The 18,908-nt window shown below is 54.4% G+C and carries 20 protein-coding genes; 8 read left to right on the top strand and 12 right to left on the bottom strand.

What is annotated here, in order from left to right; genetic code table 11:
- The first annotated feature begins 237 nt into the window (after positions 1-237).
- The gene (gene nrdD, locus AC790_RS07620; RefSeq protein ID WP_049851378.1) at positions 238-2,376 is read left to right on the top strand and encodes an anaerobic ribonucleoside-triphosphate reductase; all 2,139 of its coding nucleotides are present in this window, start codon (positions 238-240) and stop codon (positions 2,374-2,376) included.
- Complete coding sequence (gene nrdG / locus AC790_RS07615; protein ID WP_049851377.1) at positions 2,373-2,939, top strand: anaerobic ribonucleoside-triphosphate reductase-activating protein; 567 nt, start codon at positions 2,373-2,375, stop codon at positions 2,937-2,939. Before nrdD ends, nrdG begins: the two co-directional genes overlap by 4 nt.
- Here nrdG and AC790_RS07610 read toward each other — a convergent pair.
- Positions 2,832-3,866 (bottom strand): permease, encoded by a 1,035-nt coding sequence (locus AC790_RS07610; RefSeq protein WP_049851376.1) that lies wholly within the window; start codon positions 3,864-3,866, stop codon positions 2,832-2,834. The genes nrdG and AC790_RS07610 overlap by 108 nt on opposite strands.
- A 236-nt stretch (positions 3,867-4,102) precedes the next feature.
- Here AC790_RS07610 and AC790_RS07605 point away from each other — a divergent pair, with 236 nt between their 5' ends.
- A complete protein-coding gene (locus AC790_RS07605; RefSeq protein ID WP_007886714.1) occupies positions 4,103-4,624 on the top strand; it encodes a type 1 glutamine amidotransferase domain-containing protein in 522 nt (173 codons plus the stop codon).
- A gap of 38 nt (positions 4,625-4,662) precedes the next feature.
- Here AC790_RS07605 and AC790_RS07600 read toward each other — a convergent pair whose 3' ends face one another.
- On the bottom strand, positions 4,663-5,091 hold the full coding sequence (locus tag AC790_RS07600) for a YhbP family protein (protein ID WP_049851375.1): 429 nt from the start codon (positions 5,089-5,091) through the stop codon (positions 4,663-4,665).
- A gap of 80 nt (positions 5,092-5,171) precedes the next feature.
- On the opposite strand from AC790_RS07600, the gene AC790_RS07595 reads away from it, so the two are divergent.
- On the top strand, positions 5,172-5,459 hold the full coding sequence (locus AC790_RS07595; protein ID WP_049851374.1) for a GIY-YIG nuclease family protein: 288 nt from the start codon (positions 5,172-5,174) through the stop codon (positions 5,457-5,459).
- Here the strand turns inward: AC790_RS07595 and AC790_RS07590 are convergent.
- Together AC790_RS07590 and AC790_RS07585 are read right to left on the bottom strand one after the other, a co-directional pair.
- Positions 5,443-5,949, bottom strand: coding sequence for a GNAT family N-acetyltransferase (locus tag AC790_RS07590; RefSeq protein ID WP_007886708.1), 507 nt, complete (start codon positions 5,947-5,949; stop codon positions 5,443-5,445). The genes AC790_RS07595 and AC790_RS07590 overlap by 17 nt on opposite strands.
- Positions 5,943-6,467: an SCP2 domain-containing protein gene (locus AC790_RS07585; protein ID WP_049851373.1), complete on the bottom strand. Its 525-nt coding sequence runs from the start codon at positions 6,465-6,467 to the stop codon at positions 5,943-5,945. The genes AC790_RS07590 and AC790_RS07585 overlap by 7 nt, the downstream gene beginning before the upstream one ends.
- Before the next feature lie 203 nt (positions 6,468-6,670).
- Here AC790_RS07585 and AC790_RS07580 point away from each other — a divergent pair, with 203 nt between their 5' ends.
- From AC790_RS07580 to AC790_RS07570, 3 genes are all read left to right on the top strand, one after another.
- Positions 6,671-7,666 carry a peptidase U32 family protein gene (locus AC790_RS07580; protein ID WP_049851372.1) on the top strand — a complete coding sequence of 332 codons (996 nt, stop codon included), beginning with the start codon at positions 6,671-6,673 and terminating at the stop codon, positions 7,664-7,666.
- A 9-nt stretch (positions 7,667-7,675) separates the two neighbouring features.
- A complete protein-coding gene (locus tag AC790_RS07575) occupies positions 7,676-8,560 on the top strand; it encodes a U32 family peptidase (protein ID WP_049851371.1) in 885 nt (294 codons plus the stop codon).
- Between the two features lie 117 nt (positions 8,561-8,677).
- On the top strand, positions 8,678-9,688 hold the full coding sequence (locus AC790_RS07570) for an LLM class flavin-dependent oxidoreductase (protein ID WP_049851370.1): 1,011 nt from the start codon (positions 8,678-8,680) through the stop codon (positions 9,686-9,688).
- A gap of 3 nt (positions 9,689-9,691) precedes the next feature.
- Here the strand turns inward: AC790_RS07570 and AC790_RS07565 are convergent, their stop codons facing one another.
- Complete coding sequence (locus AC790_RS07565) at positions 9,692-10,609, bottom strand: AraC family transcriptional regulator (protein ID WP_049851369.1); 918 nt, start codon at positions 10,607-10,609, stop codon at positions 9,692-9,694.
- Between the two features lie 183 nt (positions 10,610-10,792).
- Here AC790_RS07565 and AC790_RS07560 point away from each other — a divergent pair, with 183 nt between their 5' ends.
- On the top strand, positions 10,793-11,539 hold the full coding sequence (locus AC790_RS07560; RefSeq protein ID WP_007886699.1) for an SDR family NAD(P)-dependent oxidoreductase: 747 nt from the start codon (positions 10,793-10,795) through the stop codon (positions 11,537-11,539).
- A 69-nt stretch (positions 11,540-11,608) separates the two neighbouring features.
- On the opposite strand, the gene AC790_RS07555 is transcribed toward AC790_RS07560, so the two are convergent.
- From AC790_RS07555 to rbfA, 7 genes are all read right to left on the bottom strand, one after another.
- Positions 11,609-13,498 carry a DEAD/DEAH family ATP-dependent RNA helicase gene (locus AC790_RS07555; RefSeq protein ID WP_007886698.1) on the bottom strand — a complete coding sequence of 630 codons (1,890 nt, stop codon included), beginning with the start codon at positions 13,496-13,498 and terminating at the stop codon, positions 11,609-11,611.
- A gap of 16 nt (positions 13,499-13,514) precedes the next feature.
- On the bottom strand, positions 13,515-13,571 hold the full coding sequence (yrbN, locus tag AC790_RS25295) for a protein YrbN (protein ID WP_098053093.1): 57 nt from the start codon (positions 13,569-13,571) through the stop codon (positions 13,515-13,517).
- 104 nt (positions 13,572-13,675) lie between these two features.
- Positions 13,676-14,560 carry a lipoprotein NlpI gene (nlpI, locus tag AC790_RS07550; RefSeq protein ID WP_007886697.1) on the bottom strand — a complete coding sequence of 295 codons (885 nt, stop codon included), beginning with the start codon at positions 14,558-14,560 and terminating at the stop codon, positions 13,676-13,678.
- 129 nt (positions 14,561-14,689) lie between these two features.
- Positions 14,690-16,828 (bottom strand): polyribonucleotide nucleotidyltransferase, encoded by a 2,139-nt coding sequence (gene pnp, locus AC790_RS07545; protein ID WP_007886696.1) that lies wholly within the window; start codon positions 16,826-16,828, stop codon positions 14,690-14,692.
- A 310-nt stretch (positions 16,829-17,138) separates the two neighbouring features.
- The gene (gene rpsO / locus AC790_RS07540) at positions 17,139-17,408 is read right to left on the bottom strand and encodes a 30S ribosomal protein S15 (protein ID WP_036620269.1); all 270 of its coding nucleotides are present in this window, start codon (positions 17,406-17,408) and stop codon (positions 17,139-17,141) included.
- Between the two features lie 133 nt (positions 17,409-17,541).
- Positions 17,542-18,486, bottom strand: coding sequence for a tRNA pseudouridine(55) synthase TruB (gene truB / locus AC790_RS07535; protein WP_049851368.1), 945 nt, complete (start codon positions 18,484-18,486; stop codon positions 17,542-17,544).
- A complete protein-coding gene (gene rbfA, locus AC790_RS07530; RefSeq protein ID WP_007886693.1) occupies positions 18,486-18,893 on the bottom strand; it encodes a 30S ribosome-binding factor RbfA in 408 nt (135 codons plus the stop codon). The genes truB and rbfA overlap by 1 nt, the downstream gene beginning before the upstream one ends.
- Positions 18,894-18,908 lie beyond the last annotated feature (15 nt).

Below are 18,908 nucleotides of genomic sequence, written 5' to 3'. Positions count from 1 at the left end.
AAAATGGGCAAAAGGCCCATTAAACCTGTTTCGCTTTGCAAAGCAAGTAGCGACCGGCTGAAATCAAGTCGGCTTAAAACTTTTGTAGTTTAGCCGGATTAACCATTGCGCGGCTTTCAATCCTGGTCGTGGCTTCTTTGCTGTAGGTCAAACAGTGGCGAATTAATTCCCGTCATAGCACCACATATAGCGGTTAAACTCCTTAAAAATATCCATATGTAGTTTCACGGAGAGAAAATGGCGACAGTGGTGATTAAGCGTGACGGTTGCAGAGTGCCGTTTAATGCGCAGCGAATTGAGGCGGCGGTACGTGCTGCCGCACAGGCAGCACAGATTGATGATGCCGCATGGTGCGCACAGGTAGCGGCGCAGGTCGGTGAGCAAATGGCCGAGCACCGCGAAGTGGATATCCGCGATATTCAGTGTGCGGTAGAAGAGACGCTGATGAGCGGACGCTGGCCACAGCTGGCGCGCACTTATATCGAATACCGTCACGATCGCGATTTGGCGCGCGAACAGCGCGGTAAACTGCATCACGCCATCCGGGGTTTAGTGGAACAAACCAATGCGGCGCTGCTCAACGAAAACGCCAATAAAGACAGCAAGGTCATTCCCACCCAACGCGACCTGCTCGCCGGCATCGTCGCTAAACATTATGCCCAGCAGCAACTATTGCCGCGCGATGTGGTGCTGGCGCATGAGCGTGGCGAAATTCATTATCACGATCTCGATTATTCCCCATTTTTCCCGATGTTTAACTGCATGTTGATCGACCTGCAGGGCATGCTGACCAACGGCTTTAAAATGGGCAACGCCGAGATAGAACCGCCCAAATCGATTGCCACCGCCACGGCGGTCACCGCGCAGATTATTGCTCAGGTCGCCAGCCATATTTACGGCGGCACCACCATTAATCGCATTGATGAAGTGTTGGCTCCTTTTGTGAATCTCAGCCTGGAAAAGCACCGCACGGTGGCGCAGGAGTGGCAGATTCCTGATGCGGAAGCCTATGCGCGCGTGCGCACGGAGAAAGAGTGCTACGACGCATTTCAGTCGCTGGAATATGAAGTGAATACGCTGCACACCGCCAACGGCCAGACGCCGTTTGTCACCTTTGGTTTTGGCCTCGGCACCGATTGGGCGGCGCGCCTGATTCAGCAATCCATTCTGCGCAATCGCATCGCCGGATTGGGTAAAAATCACAAAACGGCGGTGTTTCCGAAACTGGTGTTTGCTATTCGTGAAGGCGTTAATCGGCGTCCGGGTGATGTTAACTATGACATCAAACAGCTGGCGCTGGAGTGCGCCAGCAAGCGCATGTATCCGGATATCCTTAACTACGAAAAAGTGGTTGAAGTGACCGGCTCATTTAAAACGCCAATGGGCTGTCGCAGCTTCCTTGGCGTCTACGAAGAGAACGGTGAGCAGATTCACGAAGGTCGCAACAACATTGGCGTGATCAGCCTCAATCTGCCGCGCATTGCGCTGGAAGCGCAAGGCAACGAAGCGCAGTTCTGGCAGCGGCTGGATCAACGCCTGGCGCTGGCGAAACGCGCCTTAATGACGCGCATCGCCCGGCTGGAAAAGACCAAAGCGCGCGTGGCACCCATTCTCTATATGGAAGGCGCCTGCGGTGTGCGGCTGAAGGCCGACGATGAAGTAGGATCCATTTTCCGCAATGGCCGCGCCTCGATTTCCCTCGGCTACATCGGCCTGCATGAGACGCTCAATGCGCTGAGCGGCAGCGAAGTGCATCCTTACGATGCCGATTATCTGCGTGAAAAAGGCGTGGCGATTGTGACGCATCTGCGAAACGCGGTTGATGCCTGGAAAGAAGAGACCGGCTACGGCTTCAGCTTGTACAGCACGCCGAGCGAGAATCTGTGCGACCGCTTCTGCCGCCTTGATGCCGCCGAATTTGGCGTGGTGGCGGGCGTTACCGACAAAGGCTATTACACCAACAGCTTCCATCTCGACGTCGAGAAGAAGGTCAATCCGTACGACAAGATTGACTTTGAAGCGCCCTATCCAACCATCGCTAACGGCGGTTTTATTTGTTACGGCGAATACCCCAACATCCAGCACAACCTAAAGGCGCTGGAAGATGTGTGGGATTACAGCTACCACCGCGTGCCGTATTACGGCACCAACACGCCGATAGACGAGTGCTACGAATGCGGTTTCAGCGGCGAGTTTAGCTGCACCAGCAAAGGCTTTACCTGCCCATGCTGCGGTAATCACGATCCGGCGCGCGTGTCGGTGACGCGCCGCGTGTGTGGCTATCTCGGCAGCCCGGATGCACGCCCGTTTAACGCCGGTAAGCAGGAAGAGGTGCAGCGCCGGGTTAAGCATCTGGAGACGGGACCACTGGGATGATGCGCATTCACCGCTATTATCCGGTCGATATCGTTAACGGTCCCGGCACGCGCTGCACGCTGTTTGTTGCGGGCTGTGAACATCAGTGCCGCGGCTGCTATAACCAGAGCACGTGGCGGCTGGATTCCGGCGAGCCCTTTACGCTGGAGCTGGAAGAGCAGCTGATCGCCGATCTCAACGATCGGCGTATACCACGTCAGGGCTTATCGCTGAGCGGCGGCGATCCGCTGCATCCGCACAACGTGCCGCATATTCGTCGCCTGGTGAAACGCGTGCGGCAAGAATGCCCGGATAAGGATATCTGGCTGTGGACCGGTTACGAAATGGCGGAGCTGAGTGATGCGCAGCGCGAGGTGCTGAATGAGATTGATGTGCTGATTGACGGGCGCTTTATTGAAGCGGAAAAAGATGCGCGGCTGCTGTGGCGCGGCAGCCGCAATCAGAAGGTTTGGACGCTACGCCAGCCACAGGGCGAGCACGCCCAGCAGCATACCGCTGAAGGCCACGCCGAACAGCGCGATCCACAACGCCCGGGCGGGAAATGCGCGATGCAGCATCAATAACGAAGGCACACTGACGGCGGGCAGCGTCACTAACAGTGCCAGCGCGGGCGCAATGCCCATGCCCGCCAGCATCATGGTCTGCACAATGGGGATTTCCGCTGCGGTGGGGATCACAAACAGGCAGCCGGCAATTGCCATCAACATCACCCAAAACAGCGTATTGCCTACCGCACCATCGGCATGCGGGAACAGCCAAACGCGCGCGGCTCCCAGCAACAACACCGCGACGATATACAGCGGAATCGTGTTGCAGAACAAGCGCCACATCACCCGCAGCCAGCGTGTCAGAAACGGTTGTTCATCGTGAGTAACATTGACGGGAGCGACAACGGCTTGATCGGGCACACTGCGCTGCACCAGCCAGGCGATCCCCAACACCATCATCAGACCGGCCACCAGCCGAATGGCGGCAAAATTCCAACCGAGAACAAAGCCCATAAAAATTAGCGTAGCGGGATTGAGCAGCGGATTCGCCAGCCAAAAGGCCATTGCTGCACCACTCGAAACCTGCGATTGACGCAGGCCGGCAGTCACCGGTGCCGCACAGCAGCTGCACATCATGCCCGGCAAACCCAGAACGGTGCCAATCAGCGTGGAGCCGAAGCGCGAGCTTCCCATCAAACGTAGCAGCCAGTTGCGCGGAATCAGTACCTGCACCAGCGAACCCAGGATTACACCGAGCACCGCTGCTTTCCACACGGCCAGAAAATAGATCATGGCGTAATCGAGCGCCGCCCGCCACGGTGAGTCAGCCGCGTTGGCCAATATCGATTTACCGATAGAATGGGTTTCGGCGGCAGTAAAAGCTTTGCCGTAGTAAGGCTGCCATTTCACATACCACAGGCCGGCGACCACCACGGCAAGGAACAGCAGCGGTTTCCACCAGGCGAAGCGCATCGCTGATGTAGGCGAGGTAAGTTGATTCATCACGAATTCCGTATTCAACTGAATAAAGAGTGCCGCGCCGGAGGGTGCAGCGGAAAGACCGCATTGTTATTCAGGTCAATAAAATCTGCTATGTCGAAACGACGCAAACTTGATCCATCTCGGAAATTTAACCCGATTGCGCGCAGCCGCCTGGCTTGCATTTTGCGTCATGGCAACCAGACTTGATGGTTAGATGTGTAACGAACACCCGTTCGTAATCAGCAAGGAGGAAAAAGATGAGCAAGAAAATAGCGGTATTGATTACCGATGAATTTGAAGACTCAGAGTTTACCTCGCCGGCCGAGGCTTACACCAAAGCGGGCCATCAGGTTGTCACCATTGAGTTTAAGGCGGGTAACGTCATTAAAGGGAAGCAGGGTAAGGCTGAGGTTAAAATCGACAAGGGGATTGATGATGTCAGCGCGGCGGAGTTCGATGCGCTGCTGCTACCTGGTGGACACTCCCCCGATTCCCTGCGCGGTGACGATCGCTTCGTCAGCTTCACCAAAGAATTTGTGGCCAGCGGCAAGCCGATATTCGCCATTTGTCATGGCCCGCAGCTGCTGATCAGCGCTAACGGCGTGCGCGGCCGCAAAATGACCTGCGTAAAAGCGATTGCCATTGATCTGCGCAATGCTGGCGCGGATTTTTACGATAAAGAAGTGGTGGTCGATGATGACAAGCTCGTCACCAGCCGCACGCCAGAAGATCTGCCCGCGTTTAATCACGAAGCACTGCGGATTTTGAACGCGGCCTAATCTCGTCTTTCGCATTGTGGTCGCCATCAGTGGCGACCTTACAACGGCTTAGTCCAGACAATCTTTTTGCCAAAACCCAGCGCATTGTCCGTCATCTTCACTTCGTCGAGAATAATCTCCCACAGCGGCGCGGTCACTTTTTTCGCTACCGGAAAACGCTTTTGATAGGCTTTACGCGCCACCGTTTCCCGCTCTCCGTCGAGTCGCTGAATCACTCCCCGATACTGCACGCCTTTGATCACTAGCACGCTTTTCGGCTGGCCGTTGACGCTACCCGCGATGCGCGGATTCCTCTGCATTAATGCGCCATGACGCGTGTTGGGCTCGGTCATCAGCCAAAATGCCATGCTGGCTTCATCAAACACATAAAAGCAGTTAGCGCACCAGATGTCGTTGCCATCGGTTGTGCATAGCGAAAGCACGTGCTGTTTTTTTAAATAACGAATCAGATGGGGATGGTCAGACAAGGTGCAACTCCGTACGGCGAATAGCAGTGCGGACTTAAGCGCGCTACACTGCCTGCCAGCTATTTTTCGAGATGAGTAAGATGGAACAAGGCTGGCAGCTTTACCTGCTCCAAACCGCCGCAGGTATGCTTTATACCGGCATCACCACGGATGTTAACCGCCGCCTGCAGCAGCATCAGCAGGGACGCGGCGCGCGCTCACTGCGCGGCAAAGGTCCGCTGACGCTGGTGTTTCACTGCGACGCGGGCGATCGAGCTGCGGCGTCACGTCTGGAATACAAGGTGAAACAACTTAGCCGCGCGCAAAAGCTGCGGCTGGTTGCTCAGCAGCCGCCCTGCTTAACGGCCTGGTTTAGTCGAAACGATTAAACGGTAACGCGAATTCAATCAGCCCTTCCGCGCCGACAAACGCGTCGTCAGCCAGTTTGTACACCTGAAAGGCGGCTTCGCTGCCTAACCAACGACAGTGCAAGCCATGGCGCGCAGCGGGCTCAAAGCCGAGCGGGTTATAGAACTCAGGATCGCCCAGCACCACCACGGCGCTGTAGCTGAACTCGTTGAGTGAATCCAGCCCTTCATACACCAGCTTTTTAGCAAGCCCTTGCTTGCGCACCGATTCATCCACGGCGAGCGGTGCCAAAGCGACCCAGTTGCGGTCTTCACCTTGCAGGGTTACCGGACTAAACGCCGCGTAACCCAACACCTGGCCTTCATCATCCGTGGCCACCACACCGAGAGTCAGCAAGCCATCTTCGCGCAGTTGCTGTATCAGTTCCGCTTCGGCGGCGGTAGCAAAACTGCGCTTTAACAGGCTATCGATGCCTGCTGCATCAACGCCAATTTCAGTACGAATTAACATGAGATCTCCGCGCGCGCCTCAGCGGCCTTCGCGTCCTGTTTCATTCCTGCCTCAATAAAAGCAGCGAGCTGCTGCAATCCCGTGCGTAATGGCGTGGGCATGGCATCCAGTTCAATGGCATCCATTAGGTTTTTCACCTCAAGTCCCAGCTCCGTGTCACCCTCAATCACCAGGCGGCGTTGAAAGAACAACATATCGGGATCCGCTTTGCGTGCTGCCACCAGCAACAGATCGTTGGCTTCACCGCGAAACCAGACATCAGCCTCGGTGTCGCGCGAAACGGTCAGGCGTCCTGCTTGCAGGGTAGTGATCCAGCGCAGATTCACATCGGCAATCTCAATCCCCAGATAACGCCCTTCCAGAAAGTCTAACTCACCTTCAGACAAAGCATGACGAAATTGCCAGTTTAGGAGTTGTTGCAGAATAACTTTTTTCAGCGGGAAAGGGGTAATTGAAACCGGTAAAGCCAGGAATTCTGGACCTTTTTCAACCATCAGGCCACGTAAGCGCGCAAACATTATCGACATTCCCTTCAGAAAATTTCATCTATTTTGCCACATCTGCCCGGCATCGCCTCCACTGAGATCAAGGAAATCACTACCCGGTCGGACGAAAATGCTGCACTCCGCATCATCAATGGCGCTTTCACTGCCTTAAATCAACATTGCTGGCTGGCCAGTTATCTACACTCTTCGGCTTCAGAATCCGGGGAGGAAGACGTATGGAACTGCTGTGTCCAGCGGGGAATTTACCTGCGCTGAAATCGGCGGTGGAGCATGGTGCTGACGCGGTGTATGTCGGCCTGAAAGATGATACCAATGCCCGCCACTTTGCTGGCCTCAATTTTACCGACAAGAAACTGGCCGAGGCCGCGCGCTATCTGCACCAGCATCGCCGTAAGCTGCATGTAGCAATCAACACCTTTGCCCATCCTGACGGTATGAATCGCTGGCAGACGGCGATTGACGTTGCCGCACAGAACGGTGCCGATGCGCTGATTCTGGCTGACATCGCCACGCTGGCGTACGCGGCCAAACACTATCCACAGGTTGAGCGTCATCTTTCGGTGCAGGCCTCTGCCACTAATTTGCAGGCCATCCATTTTTATCATCGCCACTTTCAACTTAGCCGCGTGGTACTGCCGCGCGTGCTGTCGATGCACCAGGTAAAACAGCTGGCGCGTGAGACGCCGGTACCGCTTGAAGTGTTCGCCTTTGGCAGCCTGTGCATTATGGCCGAAGGCCGCTGCTACCTCTCTTCCTGGCTGACCGGCGAATCGCCGAATAGCGCTGGAGCCTGCTCCCCGGCCAAATTTGTCCGCTGGCAGCAAACGCCAAAAGGGATGGAGTCGCGCCTGAACGAAGTGCTGATAGATCGATACGCACCCAACGAAAGCGCTGGCTATCCCACGCTGTGCAAAGGCAGATACGAAGTGGATAACCAGCTTTATCACGTGCTGGAAGAGCCCACCAGTTTGAATACGCTGTCGCTGCTGCCCGAGTTGCTGCGCGCCAATATCGCCTCGGTGAAAATCGAAGGGCGTCAGCGCAGTCCGGCCTATGTGGCCCAGGTGGCAAAAGTGTGGCGTCAGGCAATTGACCGCTGTATGGCCGCGCCGGAGCACTATATGGTGCAGGAACCGTGGATGCAGGCGCTGGGTGAACTGTCTGAAGGCAGCCAAACCACGCTTGGTGCTTATCACCGCGACTGGCAATAAGGAGATCGCATGAAATACGCCCTTGGGCCGGTGCTGTGGTACTGGCCAACTGAAACGCTGGAGAACTTTTATCAACATGCTGCCGCAAGCAGCGCCGAGATCGTCTATCTCGGCGAAGCGGTGTGCAGTAAACGTCGCGCCACCTCATTTAATCAATGGATGGAAATCGCCCGCCTGCTGGCGCAGCACGGCAAGCAAGTGGTGCTCAGTACGCTGGCATTGCTGCAGTCGCCGTCGGAAGTGAAAGAGCTGCGTCGCTATGTCGAAAACGGCGAATTCCTGCTGGAAGCCAACGATATGGGTACGGTAAATATGGCGGCGGAGCGCCGATTGCCGTTTGTCGCGGGCCCGACGCTCAATGTCTATAACGCACAGACGCTGCAACTATTATTAAAAGAGGGCATGACGCGCTGGTGCATTCCGGTGGAGATGTCGCGCGACTGGCTGATTCAACTGCTGCAACAGTGCGATGCAGCAGGCGTCCGCGATAAGTTTGAGGTGGAGGTGCTCGGTTATGGGCATCTGCCGCTGGCGCTGTCGGCGCGCTGCTTTACCGCCCGCGCTGAGAATCGTGCCAAAGATGACTGCCAAACCTGCTGTATTAACTACCCAACCGGGCGTCGTGTGTTGTCGCAGGAGGGCCAGCAGGTGTTTGTGCTAAACGGCATTCAAACCATGAGCGGCTATTGCTACAACCTCGGCAACGATCTGAGCGGCATGCATAATTGGGTCGACATTGTGCGCCTGTCACCCCAAGGCGAAAGCACGTTGGCAGAAGTCGATAGATTTCGTGCCAATGAAGCCGGACAGGCACCGCTGATGATGGCGCGTGGCAGTGATAGTAACGGTTATTGGCGTCGCCTGGCCGGAATGGCACTGGAAGGCGGCGGATAAAGGCACATTCCGGCTATATTCCAGCTGTTATTAGCAGTTTTAATATAGGTAACGATGAGTAATACTCACAGACGCAGGTCCGATTAAACACCTGCGCCATCCTTATTTGGAGTGCCAATGTCTGAGAAAAAAACTGTTCGCCTGTCCGTGTTGGATCTGGCCCCTATTCCACAAGGTTCATCTGCGCGCGACGCGTTCCATAACTCGCTGGCGCTGGCGCGTCAGTCTGAAGCGCTTGGTTTCCACCGCTATTGGCTGGCCGAACACCACAATATGACCGGCATTGCCAGCGCTGCCACGTCGGTACTGATTGGCTATTTAGCGGCAAACACCGAAACCCTGCGTCTTGGTTCGGGTGGCATCATGTTGCCAAACCATGCGCCGCTGGTGATCGCCGAACAGTTTGGTACCCTCGAATCGCTTTATCCTGGCCGTATCGATCTGGGATTAGGCCGCGCGCCAGGTTCGGACCAACGCACCATGCTGGCGTTGCGTCGTCATCTTTCCAGCGGCCAGGCGGATAGTTTCCCGGAAGATGTCTCTGAGCTGATTCGCTGGTTTGACGCCGAAGAAGGCGAACATCCACCCGTTCAGCCGGTGCCAGGTTTAGGCCTGAAGATTCCGGTGTGGCTACTGGGATCCAGCCTGTATAGCGCACAACTAGCCGCTCAGCTTGGTTTGCCGTTTGCGTTTGCCTCGCACTTTGCGCCAGACCTGCTGTTCCAGGCACTGCATCTCTATCGTGAGAAATTCAAACCTTCCGCGCGTCTGGCGAAACCGTATGCGATGGTGTGCGTTAACGTCGTCGCGGCCGATAGCGAACGTGATGCGCGCTTCCTGTTTACCTCAATGCAGCAGCAGTTTATCAATCTGCGTCGTGGCAAGCCGGGTCCGCTACCCGCGCCGGTGGAGAACATGGATAATCTGTGGTCACCGTCTGAACAATATGGCGTGCAGCAAGCGCTGAGCATGTCGATTGTCGGCGACAGCGAAAAAGTACGAAACGGACTGGCAGCGCTGGTACGTGAAACTCAGGCGGATGAGATCATGGTTAACGGCCAGATTTACGACTCACAGGCACGTCTGCGCTCCTTCGCACTGGCAATGGAAGCCGCGCGCTCGCTGTAACGGTTATTGCGGTGGGTTTAACCACTCCTGACCCACCGCAATTGTTCGCACATCACGCGCCGGAGACTGGCCGTGAAAACGGCTGTATTCGCGACTGAACTGCGATGCACTTTGATACCCTACCCGATAGCCCGCCGTTCCGGCATCCAGCTTCTCAATTAACATCAGGCGCCGCGCTTCATTCAGCCGCAGCTGCTTTTGATACTGCATCGGCGTCATCGCCGTCACCGCTTTGAAGTGATGATGCAACGACGAAATGCTCATTCCTACGCTGCTCGCCAGGTGATCCATTTTTAGTGGCTGATGAAAGTTTTCACGTAGCCAACGTGCTGCGCGCGCCACTTTGTTGCCTGGTCGTTCCGTCAGCGCCATGTTGAGAATGCGCGGTCCTTCTGGTCCGGTCAGCAAACGATAGAAAATTTCCTGCTCAATTAACGGCGCCAGTGCGGCTATATCCTGTGGCTGATCCAATAATTCAACCAGACGCATCACCGCATCGACCAACGGTGGCGCAACTTTATGCACGGCAATGCCGCGTTCGCTGATGGCACTGCTACCAACATGATGATGTGGAAAATGCTCAAGGTAACGCATTAGACGCGTTTCGTTGATGGTGATGCCCACGCCGAGATTCGGTTTTTCTGCCGTCGCCATTACTACGCAGGATTGCACCGGCATATCGAGCGTCACCAGCAGCAAATCGCCCGGTCCGTAATGCATCACATCATCGCCCATGCGCAGGGCTTTCTGTCCTTGCGCTACCAGCGCGAAACTGGCCCAGGTCGCTACGTGCGTCAAGCTGGTGGGCTTGGAACTGCGGCCAAATGAGAGAAAATCGATCGGGCTATTATGGCGACCATCTTCCGGCGCATGACGGGCGATAATCGCCACTAACTGCTGCCATTGCTGCTGATGAATCATGCGATATGCGCTCCGCGATAAGAAATCACTAAGCTGATATTCTCGCTTGTCGCAGGAATTACGCCTAGTCCTTGCACAGCAGATTTGCAGGATTGTGCAAAAAGCTTGCAGGATTGCGCTACCACCAAATTGTACGGGCAGCGCATGCTTTATCTTCCCCGAAATCTCAGGTGGAGAGACACAATGAAAACACTTGAAGGCAAAATTGCGCTGGTGACGGGCGCTTCGAAAGGCATTGGTGCTGCCATCGCCATGACTTTCGCGGCGGCCGGTGCTCGTGTGGTGGTCAACTATCTTCAGGATGAAGTGGGCGCCGCGGATGTGGTCACTGACATTCAGGCGCTGGGTAGTGACGCCATCGCTGTACAGGCAGATATCTCGCGCGAGGCCGATGTGCAGCGCCTGTTCGCTAGCAGCATTGAGCAGTTTGGCGCACCCGACATTGTGGTGAACAATGCCGGTATTTTTCACCACGGCGACTTCAGCGATCTCAGCATCAGCGAGATGCAACAGCAGCTGAATGTGAATCTGCTTGGCACTTTGCTGGTTTGTCAGCTGGCGGCAAAACATTTCCCGGCTCGTGGCGGTTCCATCATTAACCTCAGCGCCCTTAACAGCCAACGCAGCACGCCCGGTTCGGTGCTTTGGGCGGCAACTAAAGGCGCAATTGATACGCTGACCCAGGGTCTCGCACGGGAATTGGGGCCGCGTAATATTCGCGTCAATGCGTTAGCGCCTGGCATCATTTTGACCGAAGGCTTGCTGGCAGCGAAGAAGATGCATCCGGAATTAAAAGCTCAGCTGATTGCGGCAACGCCATTAGGACGCTTTGGCCTGCCAGAAGATGTGGCGCAGGTGGCGCTGTTCCTGGCTTCAGAAGAGTCAGCTTACGTTAGCGGCGAGCGCGTGCTGATTGCCGGTGGCGTGTAAAATTTAGTTTCCGCCAGCATAAAAAAAGGGACGCATCAGCGTCCCTTTTTACTCTTTAGCGTTTATCGCTTATGCGTCACGACGACGTGGTGCAGCAGCTGCACCCTCTTCACGACGTGGTCCACGACCACCTTCACGGCTGAAGCGTCCGCCTTCGCGGCCACCTTCACGACGTTCGGAGAAGCGACGTGGAGCGCCTTCGCCACGTGGTGCGCCATCACGCGGAGCACCGCTACCACGGCGTTCGCTACGCTCATGCACTGGTGCATCACCCATCAACTGCATATTCATCGGTTTATTCAGAATACGCGTGCGAGTAAAATGCTGCAGAACTTCGCCCGGCATGCCTTTCGGCAGCTCGATAGTTGAGTGCGTGCCAAACAGCTTGATGTTACCGATATAGCGGCTGCTGATATCGCCTTCGTTAGCGATCGCGCCAACGATGTGACGAACTTCAACACCATCATCACGGCCAACTTCAATGCGGTACAGCTGCATTTCACCAACATCACGACGTTCACGACGTGGGCGATCGCCATCACGGCTGTCACGGCTTTCGCGTGGGCCGCGAGAATCACGTGAATCACGACGTTCACTACGCTCAGGACGATCGCTGAATTCACGACGCGCTGGACGCGGTGCTTCTGGTGGCAGAATCAGTGGACGTTCGCCCTGAGCCATTTTCAGCAGTGCTGCGGCCAGAGTTTCGATATCCAGATCTTCGCCCGGCTGCATTTTGCTCAGCAGTGCGCGATATTGGTCCAGATCGCTGCTTTCCAGCTGCTGCTGTACTTTAGCCGCGAACTTGGCCAGACGACGCTCACCCAGCAGTTCTGCATTAGGCAGCTCAACTTCTGGAATGGTCAGCTTCATAGTACGTTCAATGTTGCGCAGCAGACGACGCTCGCGGTTCTCAACGAACAGCAATGCACGACCTGCACGACCTGCACGGCCGGTACGACCGATACGGTGAACGTAAGACTCTGCATCCATTGGGATATCAAAGTTTACAACCAGGCTGATACGCTCAACGTCCAGGCCACGTGCGGCAACGTCGGTAGCGATCAGGATGTCGAGACGACCATCTTTCAAGCGCTCCAGCGTCTGCTCACGCAGTGCCTGGTTCATGTCACCGTTCAATGCTGCACTGTTATAACCGCTACGCTCCAGCGCTTCGGCCACTTCCAGCGTGGCATTTTTGGTACGCACGAAGATAATAGCTGCATCGAAATCTTCAGCTTCCAGGAAGCGAACCAGCGCATCAGTTTTACGGCCGTAAGCGGTCCAGTAAGACTGAGAAATGTCTGGGCGCGTAGTCAGGCTTGACTGGATGCGCACTTCCTGCGGATCTTTCATGAAGCGTTTCGTAATACGACGAATCGCTTCTGGCATGGTGGCTGAGAACAGCGCGGTCTGATGACCGTCTGGAATCTGCGCCATGATGGTTTCAACGTCTTCGATGAAGCCCATACGCAGCATTTCATCAGCTTCGTCCAGTACCAGACCGCGCAGGTTAGAAAGATCTAACGTGCCGCGTTTCAGGTGATCCAGCAGACGACCAGGCGTACCCACAACGACTTGTGGTCCCTGACGCAGTGCGCGCAGCTGCACGTCATAACGTTGGCCGCCGTACAGGGCTACAACGTTAATGCCACGCATGTGTTTAGAGAATTCTGTGACGGCTTCAGCAACCTGCACCGCTAATTCACGGGTAGGTGCCAGCACCAAAATTTGCGGTGCTTTAACAGTAGGATCAATGTTGTTTAGCAGCGGCAACGAGAATGCCGCGGTTTTACCACTACCGGTCTGCGCCATACCCAACACATCACGGCCAGCCAGCAGGTGAGGAATGCACTCAGCCTGGATTGGAGAAGGCTTAACGTAGCCCATACCGTTCAGTGATTCGAGGATGTCGGCGTTCAGGCCAAGGTCAGCAAAAGTGGTTTGAATATCAGTCATGTAGTACACGTGCCTCTTAGATTGCGGCGGCCAGTCTACATAACTCGTCGTGAAAACTTTCAGTCATTTTCATCAAAAAGTGTGAACCGGCTCAAATTAGAAGTTTTGACGAACAGAAAAGCCCTCATCTCTGAAGATGATGACTTTACAGGTATTCAGGCAATAAAAGTTCGTCAGCTATTGCTGGTCAGATTCTGATAAATCGTCTTGTGTCTGGCCGAGTTGCGCCAGTTCCAACAATGCGTATCGGTGTTCAACAAAGTTGTTTACGTTGTTGGCCACCGCCAGTTTGAACAACGCTTTCGCGTCGTCCTTCTCCCCCAGACTTAGGTAGTACTTACCTAAATAGAAGTTGGTTTCACTGAGATGTTCAGCGAGCGAGGTGTTATCCGTTGCGTCCGCCTTGAGACGTTCCATCAATGTTTTTTCACTGATGTCGCCAAGGTAGAACTCGACAATATTCCATCCCCATTGGTCCCGGACCGCTTTGTCATGACGCTGTCTCAGCGTAACTTTTGCCTTGTCGGCGTCCATTTCGCTTTCAACGAGATAGAGCCAAAGGCTGCGGAAAGGATCGTTAGGATCGTCTTGATAAAACGCCAGCAGATCATCTTGCGCTAACTTGTATCGACCGCCGTAATAGAGGGCGATACCACGGTTTAAATGCGCATAGTTGTAAGTTGGATCAAGCTCAAGTACAGAATCAAACGCTTCATAGGCAGCATCAAAGTTGCCTGCCTGCGTTAAGTATATACCGAGATAATTAAATACCTCAGGCATATCTGGTCTTATAGACAGCGCTTGCGAAAAATCGTTCCGCGCTAATGCCCTCAGACCCAAACTATCATACAACACTCCGCGCTCATATAATAGCTGTGCGCGTTCATCATCGGTCAGGGCACGACTGGCAAGAATTTGTTCCATGCGTGCCAGGATCACCTCTTGCTGCAGTGTGGGCTGCAAAGGTACTGCCAGAACTTCGTTCTTACGCCAATTGGAGTTGCTGCATCCTGCCAGCGTGATAGCTGTCGCAACAAAACACCAGCGCAAAAAAGGCTTCATTTCCCACTCCCGAATACAAACATTGGGACAACCATCCTGTCATCCTCCTGCTGTGCACAAGGATTCCCGCCCTCGCGATGATCTAAATACCTCTCCCCACAGAGCAGGGAGAGGCCAATCGGTAAACGCTTACTCGGCGTCAGATGCATCAGTTGCAGCGGTAGCAACTTCTTCCGCTGGTTTCTGCTCTGTCGCTTCTTTGATGCTCAGGCGTACACGGCCCTGACGGTCCACTTCCATCACTTTAACTGGAACTTCCTGGCCCATCTGCAGATAGTCGGTCACTTTCTCTACGCGCTTGTCAGCGATCTGAGAGATGTGAACCAAACCTTCTTTACCGCCGCCGATTGCCACGAAGGCACCGAAATCAACGATACGTGTCACTTTGCCTGAGTAAACGCGGCCCACTTCGATCTCAGCAGTAATCTCTTCGATGCGACGAATGGCTTCTTTAGCTTTCAGGCTATCAGTTGCAGCGATCTTCACGGTGCCATCATCTTCGATTTCGATGGTGGTGCCGGTTTCTTCGGTCAGCGCACGGATTACCGAGCCGCCTTTACCGATGACATCTTTGATCTTGTCTGAACTGATTTTGATGGTGTAAATACGCGGCGCGAATTCAGAGATTTCCTGACGCGGCGTGCTGATTGCCTGTTCCATCACGCTCAGGATATGCAGACGTGCACCCTTAGCTTGATTCAGGGCAACCTGCATGATTTCACGGGTGATACCTTCGATTTTGATATCCATCTGCAGTGCAGTGATACCGTCGCGGCTACCTGCAACTTTGAAGTCCATGTCGCCGAGGTGATCTTCGTCACCCAGAATGTCTGACAGAACAACAAAATTGTCCGCTTCTTTAACCAGACCCATCGCAATACCGGCAACGGCTGCTTTGATCGGTACGCCTGCATCCATCAGTGCCAGAGAAGCACCACACACGGAAGCCATTGAAGAAGAACCGTTAGATTCGGTGATTTCTGACACCACACGTACGGTGTATGGGAAATCAGCTTGCTTAGGCATCACTGCCAGCACGCCACGCTTAGCCAAACGACCATGACCAATCTCACGACGCTTTGGAGAGCCAACCATGCCGGTTTCGCCCACGCAGTATGGAGGGAAGTTGTAGTGGAACAGGAAGCTATCGGTACGCTCGCCCATCAACTCATCCAGGTTTTGCGCGTCACGTGCGGTACCTAAGGTCGCGGTAACCAGCGCCTGCGTTTCACCACGGGTGAACAGTGAAGAACCGTGCGTGCGTGGCAGTACGCCAGTGCGCACGTCGAGGCCACGAATCATATCTTTTTCACGACCATCGATACGCGGTTCGCCACGGATAATACGGCTACGAACAACGCTCTTCTCGAGGTCATGCACGATGTCAGCGATATCGCCAGCATCCAAAGTTTCATCTTCAGCCTGCAGAGCGGCGATAGTGGCATCTTTAACGGCGCCAACCTGCGTGTAACGCTCTTGCTTATCAGTGATGCGATACGCATCGCTGATGCCCGCTTCCGCCAGGGCAGTAACGCGTGCAATCAGTGCATCGTTAGTTGGCAGTGGCTGCCAATCCCAGCGTGGTTTACCCGCTTCGGCAACCAGCGCATTGATGTTTTCGATAACGATCTGCTGCTGCTCGTGGCCAAATACTACGGCGCCCAGCATCTGCTCTTCGGTCAGAATGTCAGCTTCAGATTCAACCATCAGCACCGCGTTCTGAGTACCGGCAACCACCAGGTTCAGACGAGATTCGTTGATTTCATCTGCAGTTGGGTTCAGTACGTATTGGTCATTGATATAACCTACGCGCGCTGCGCCAATTGGACCATTGAACGGCAGGCCAGACAAAGCCAGCGCTGCAGATGCACCGATCATTGCAACGATGTCCGGGTTAACTTGTGGGTTAACAGACACAACGGTCGCAATTACCTGAACTTCGTTAATGAAGCCTTCCGGGAACAGCGGACGTACAGGACGGTCAATCAGACGTGAGATCAGGGTTTCGCCTTCGCTTGGACGGCCTTCACGACGGAAGAAGCTACCCGGGATACGACCAGCAGCGTAAGTACGCTCCTGATAGTTAACCGTCAGCGGGAAGAAGTCCTGACCTGGTTTAGTTTTTTTCTGGCCAACAACAGTCACGAATACAGCAGTGTCATCCATGCTCACCATAACTGCCGCGGTGGCCTGGCGCGCCATCATACCGGTTTCCAGCGTGACGGTATGCTGACCATATTGGAATTTGCGTACGATCGGGTTCAGCAAAATTTAAGTCCTTAAATTCGAGGGGCGCAGCCCATTCTGGCGCGCCGGGGATTACCGATCTTCAGTTGCATCCTCGCGACTAATGACAATCTTAACCACCCATGCGGTCAAGCCTCTCATTAGCCGCGCGAACCTCTGCAATCAAAGATCACTCTCTGCAACAATACATGAGTTTGGTCCGGATTGCTGCGGATTGCTCGAAAAAAGGGGCCATAAAGGCCCCCTTTTCGCGAAACTCGCACAAATCTGATCGTCAGATGCGTTTTTTTGCATAGTGCATGCGCTACACCCTTGATCAGATTCTTCAGACTTAGCGACGCAGACCCAGGCTTTCGATCAGACCGGTGTAGCGAGCAACATCTTTACGCTTCAGGTAGTCCAGCAGCTTACGACGCTGAGATACCATGCGCAGCAGACCGCGACGGCTGTGGTGATCTTTCTTGTGCTCAGAGAAGTGACCCTGCAGGTGGTTAATCTGAGCAGTCAGCAGAGCAACCTGAACTTCAGTTGAACCGCTGTCGTTGGTACCACGACCGTATTTAGCAACGATCTCTGCTTTAGCTTCTACGCTTAGAGACATAATAAACTCCAGTAATAAATGAATGTATGGGTGCCGATCTCTAATTCAGCAGCCCGCTTTTAAAGCCGCGCCATTCTACTCTTCGCCTGATAGCAACGCAAATGCGCCGTTACGTCAGATTTGAGTCGCTTGATTATGCAGGAAATTCTACCACCAGACGACGCGGCGCCACGCGCCCGTCATCAGCGATTTCGGCCATACCAATGAATTTGTGCTCATCACCTTCGGTCACACGCACCAATCCCTGTTCCGGCGCATCGGCCACCTGAACCGGCATACCTTGTTTGAAATAAGCCGCCACGGCAGGCAGTAAATTCACGATAGGGAACTCTTCTGCCGGGCTATCCATCGGTAACAATAACGCATCAAGCGCGCTGTAATCCGGTGTTTCCGCCATATTGACGGCGGCCGCCACTTCCTGAAGCTGCTCCAGCGTCACCATTTTTTCGATTGGATAACGTGCCACCTGCAGACGACGCAGCATGATAACGTGCGCGCCACAGCCCAGCCGCTCACCGAGATCGTCGATGATAGTGCGAATGTAAGTGCCTTTGGAGACGTGAATCTCTAGCTCCAGCTCATCCCCTTCCCAGCGAATAAACTGCAGTTCGAACACTTTAATCGGACGCGCTTCTCGCGGCACGGTAATGCCTTCACGCGCGTACTCATACAGCTTACGCCCCTGATACTTCAGCGCGGAGAACATGGTCGGCACCTGCATGGTGTCACCACGAAAGTACTCCAGCGCCGCATCCAGCTCAGCCTGATTGAAAGTAATCTCACGCGTTTCAACAATATTGCCATCGGCATCTGACGTATCGGTGCGTTCACCAAGACGAGCTATCACGCGATAACGTTTGTCAGAATCCAGCAGATATTGCGAAAACTTAGTGGCTTCGCCGAGGCACACCGGCAGCATGCCGGTTGCCAGCGGATCGAGTGCGCCGGTGTGGCCCGCTTTATTCGCATTGAACAGACGTTTTACTTTCTGCAGCACATCATTGGAGGATGCGCCTTGATGCTTATCCAGCAGAAACACACCGTGGACGTCGCGACCACGACGACGAGGACGACTCATTAGTCCTCCTTGTCATCTTCCGCCGGGCTATCGCCACGACGCTCAACATCGCTCTTGATAACGTTGCTGACCAGATTCGACATACGCATACCTTCGATCAGCGAGTTGTCGTAGAAGAAGGTCAGTTCCGGCACAATACGTAAGCGCATCGCTTTACCTACCAGCGTGCGGATATAGCCAGAGGCTTCTTTCAGCGCCTTCAGGCCGTTTTGCACCGCTTCTTCATCTTTGTCATTCAGAAATGTCACAAACACCTTGGCATAAGCCAGATCGCGGGACACTTCTACGCCCGAAACCGTCACCATCATACCGAGACGCGGATCTTTAATTTCGCGCTGCAGGATGATTGCAATCTCTTTCTGCAACTCCTGGGAAACGCGCTGTGGGCGGCCAAATTCTTTTGCCATTATTCTTTCTCCCAA

This window comes from Pantoea sp. RIT-PI-b (assembly GCF_001187905.1).
GTDB lineage: Bacteria > Pseudomonadota > Gammaproteobacteria > Enterobacterales > Enterobacteriaceae > Pantoea > Pantoea nemavictus.
Note: the sequence above shows the minus strand (reverse complement) of the source record. Positions and strands in the feature narration are given on the sequence as shown.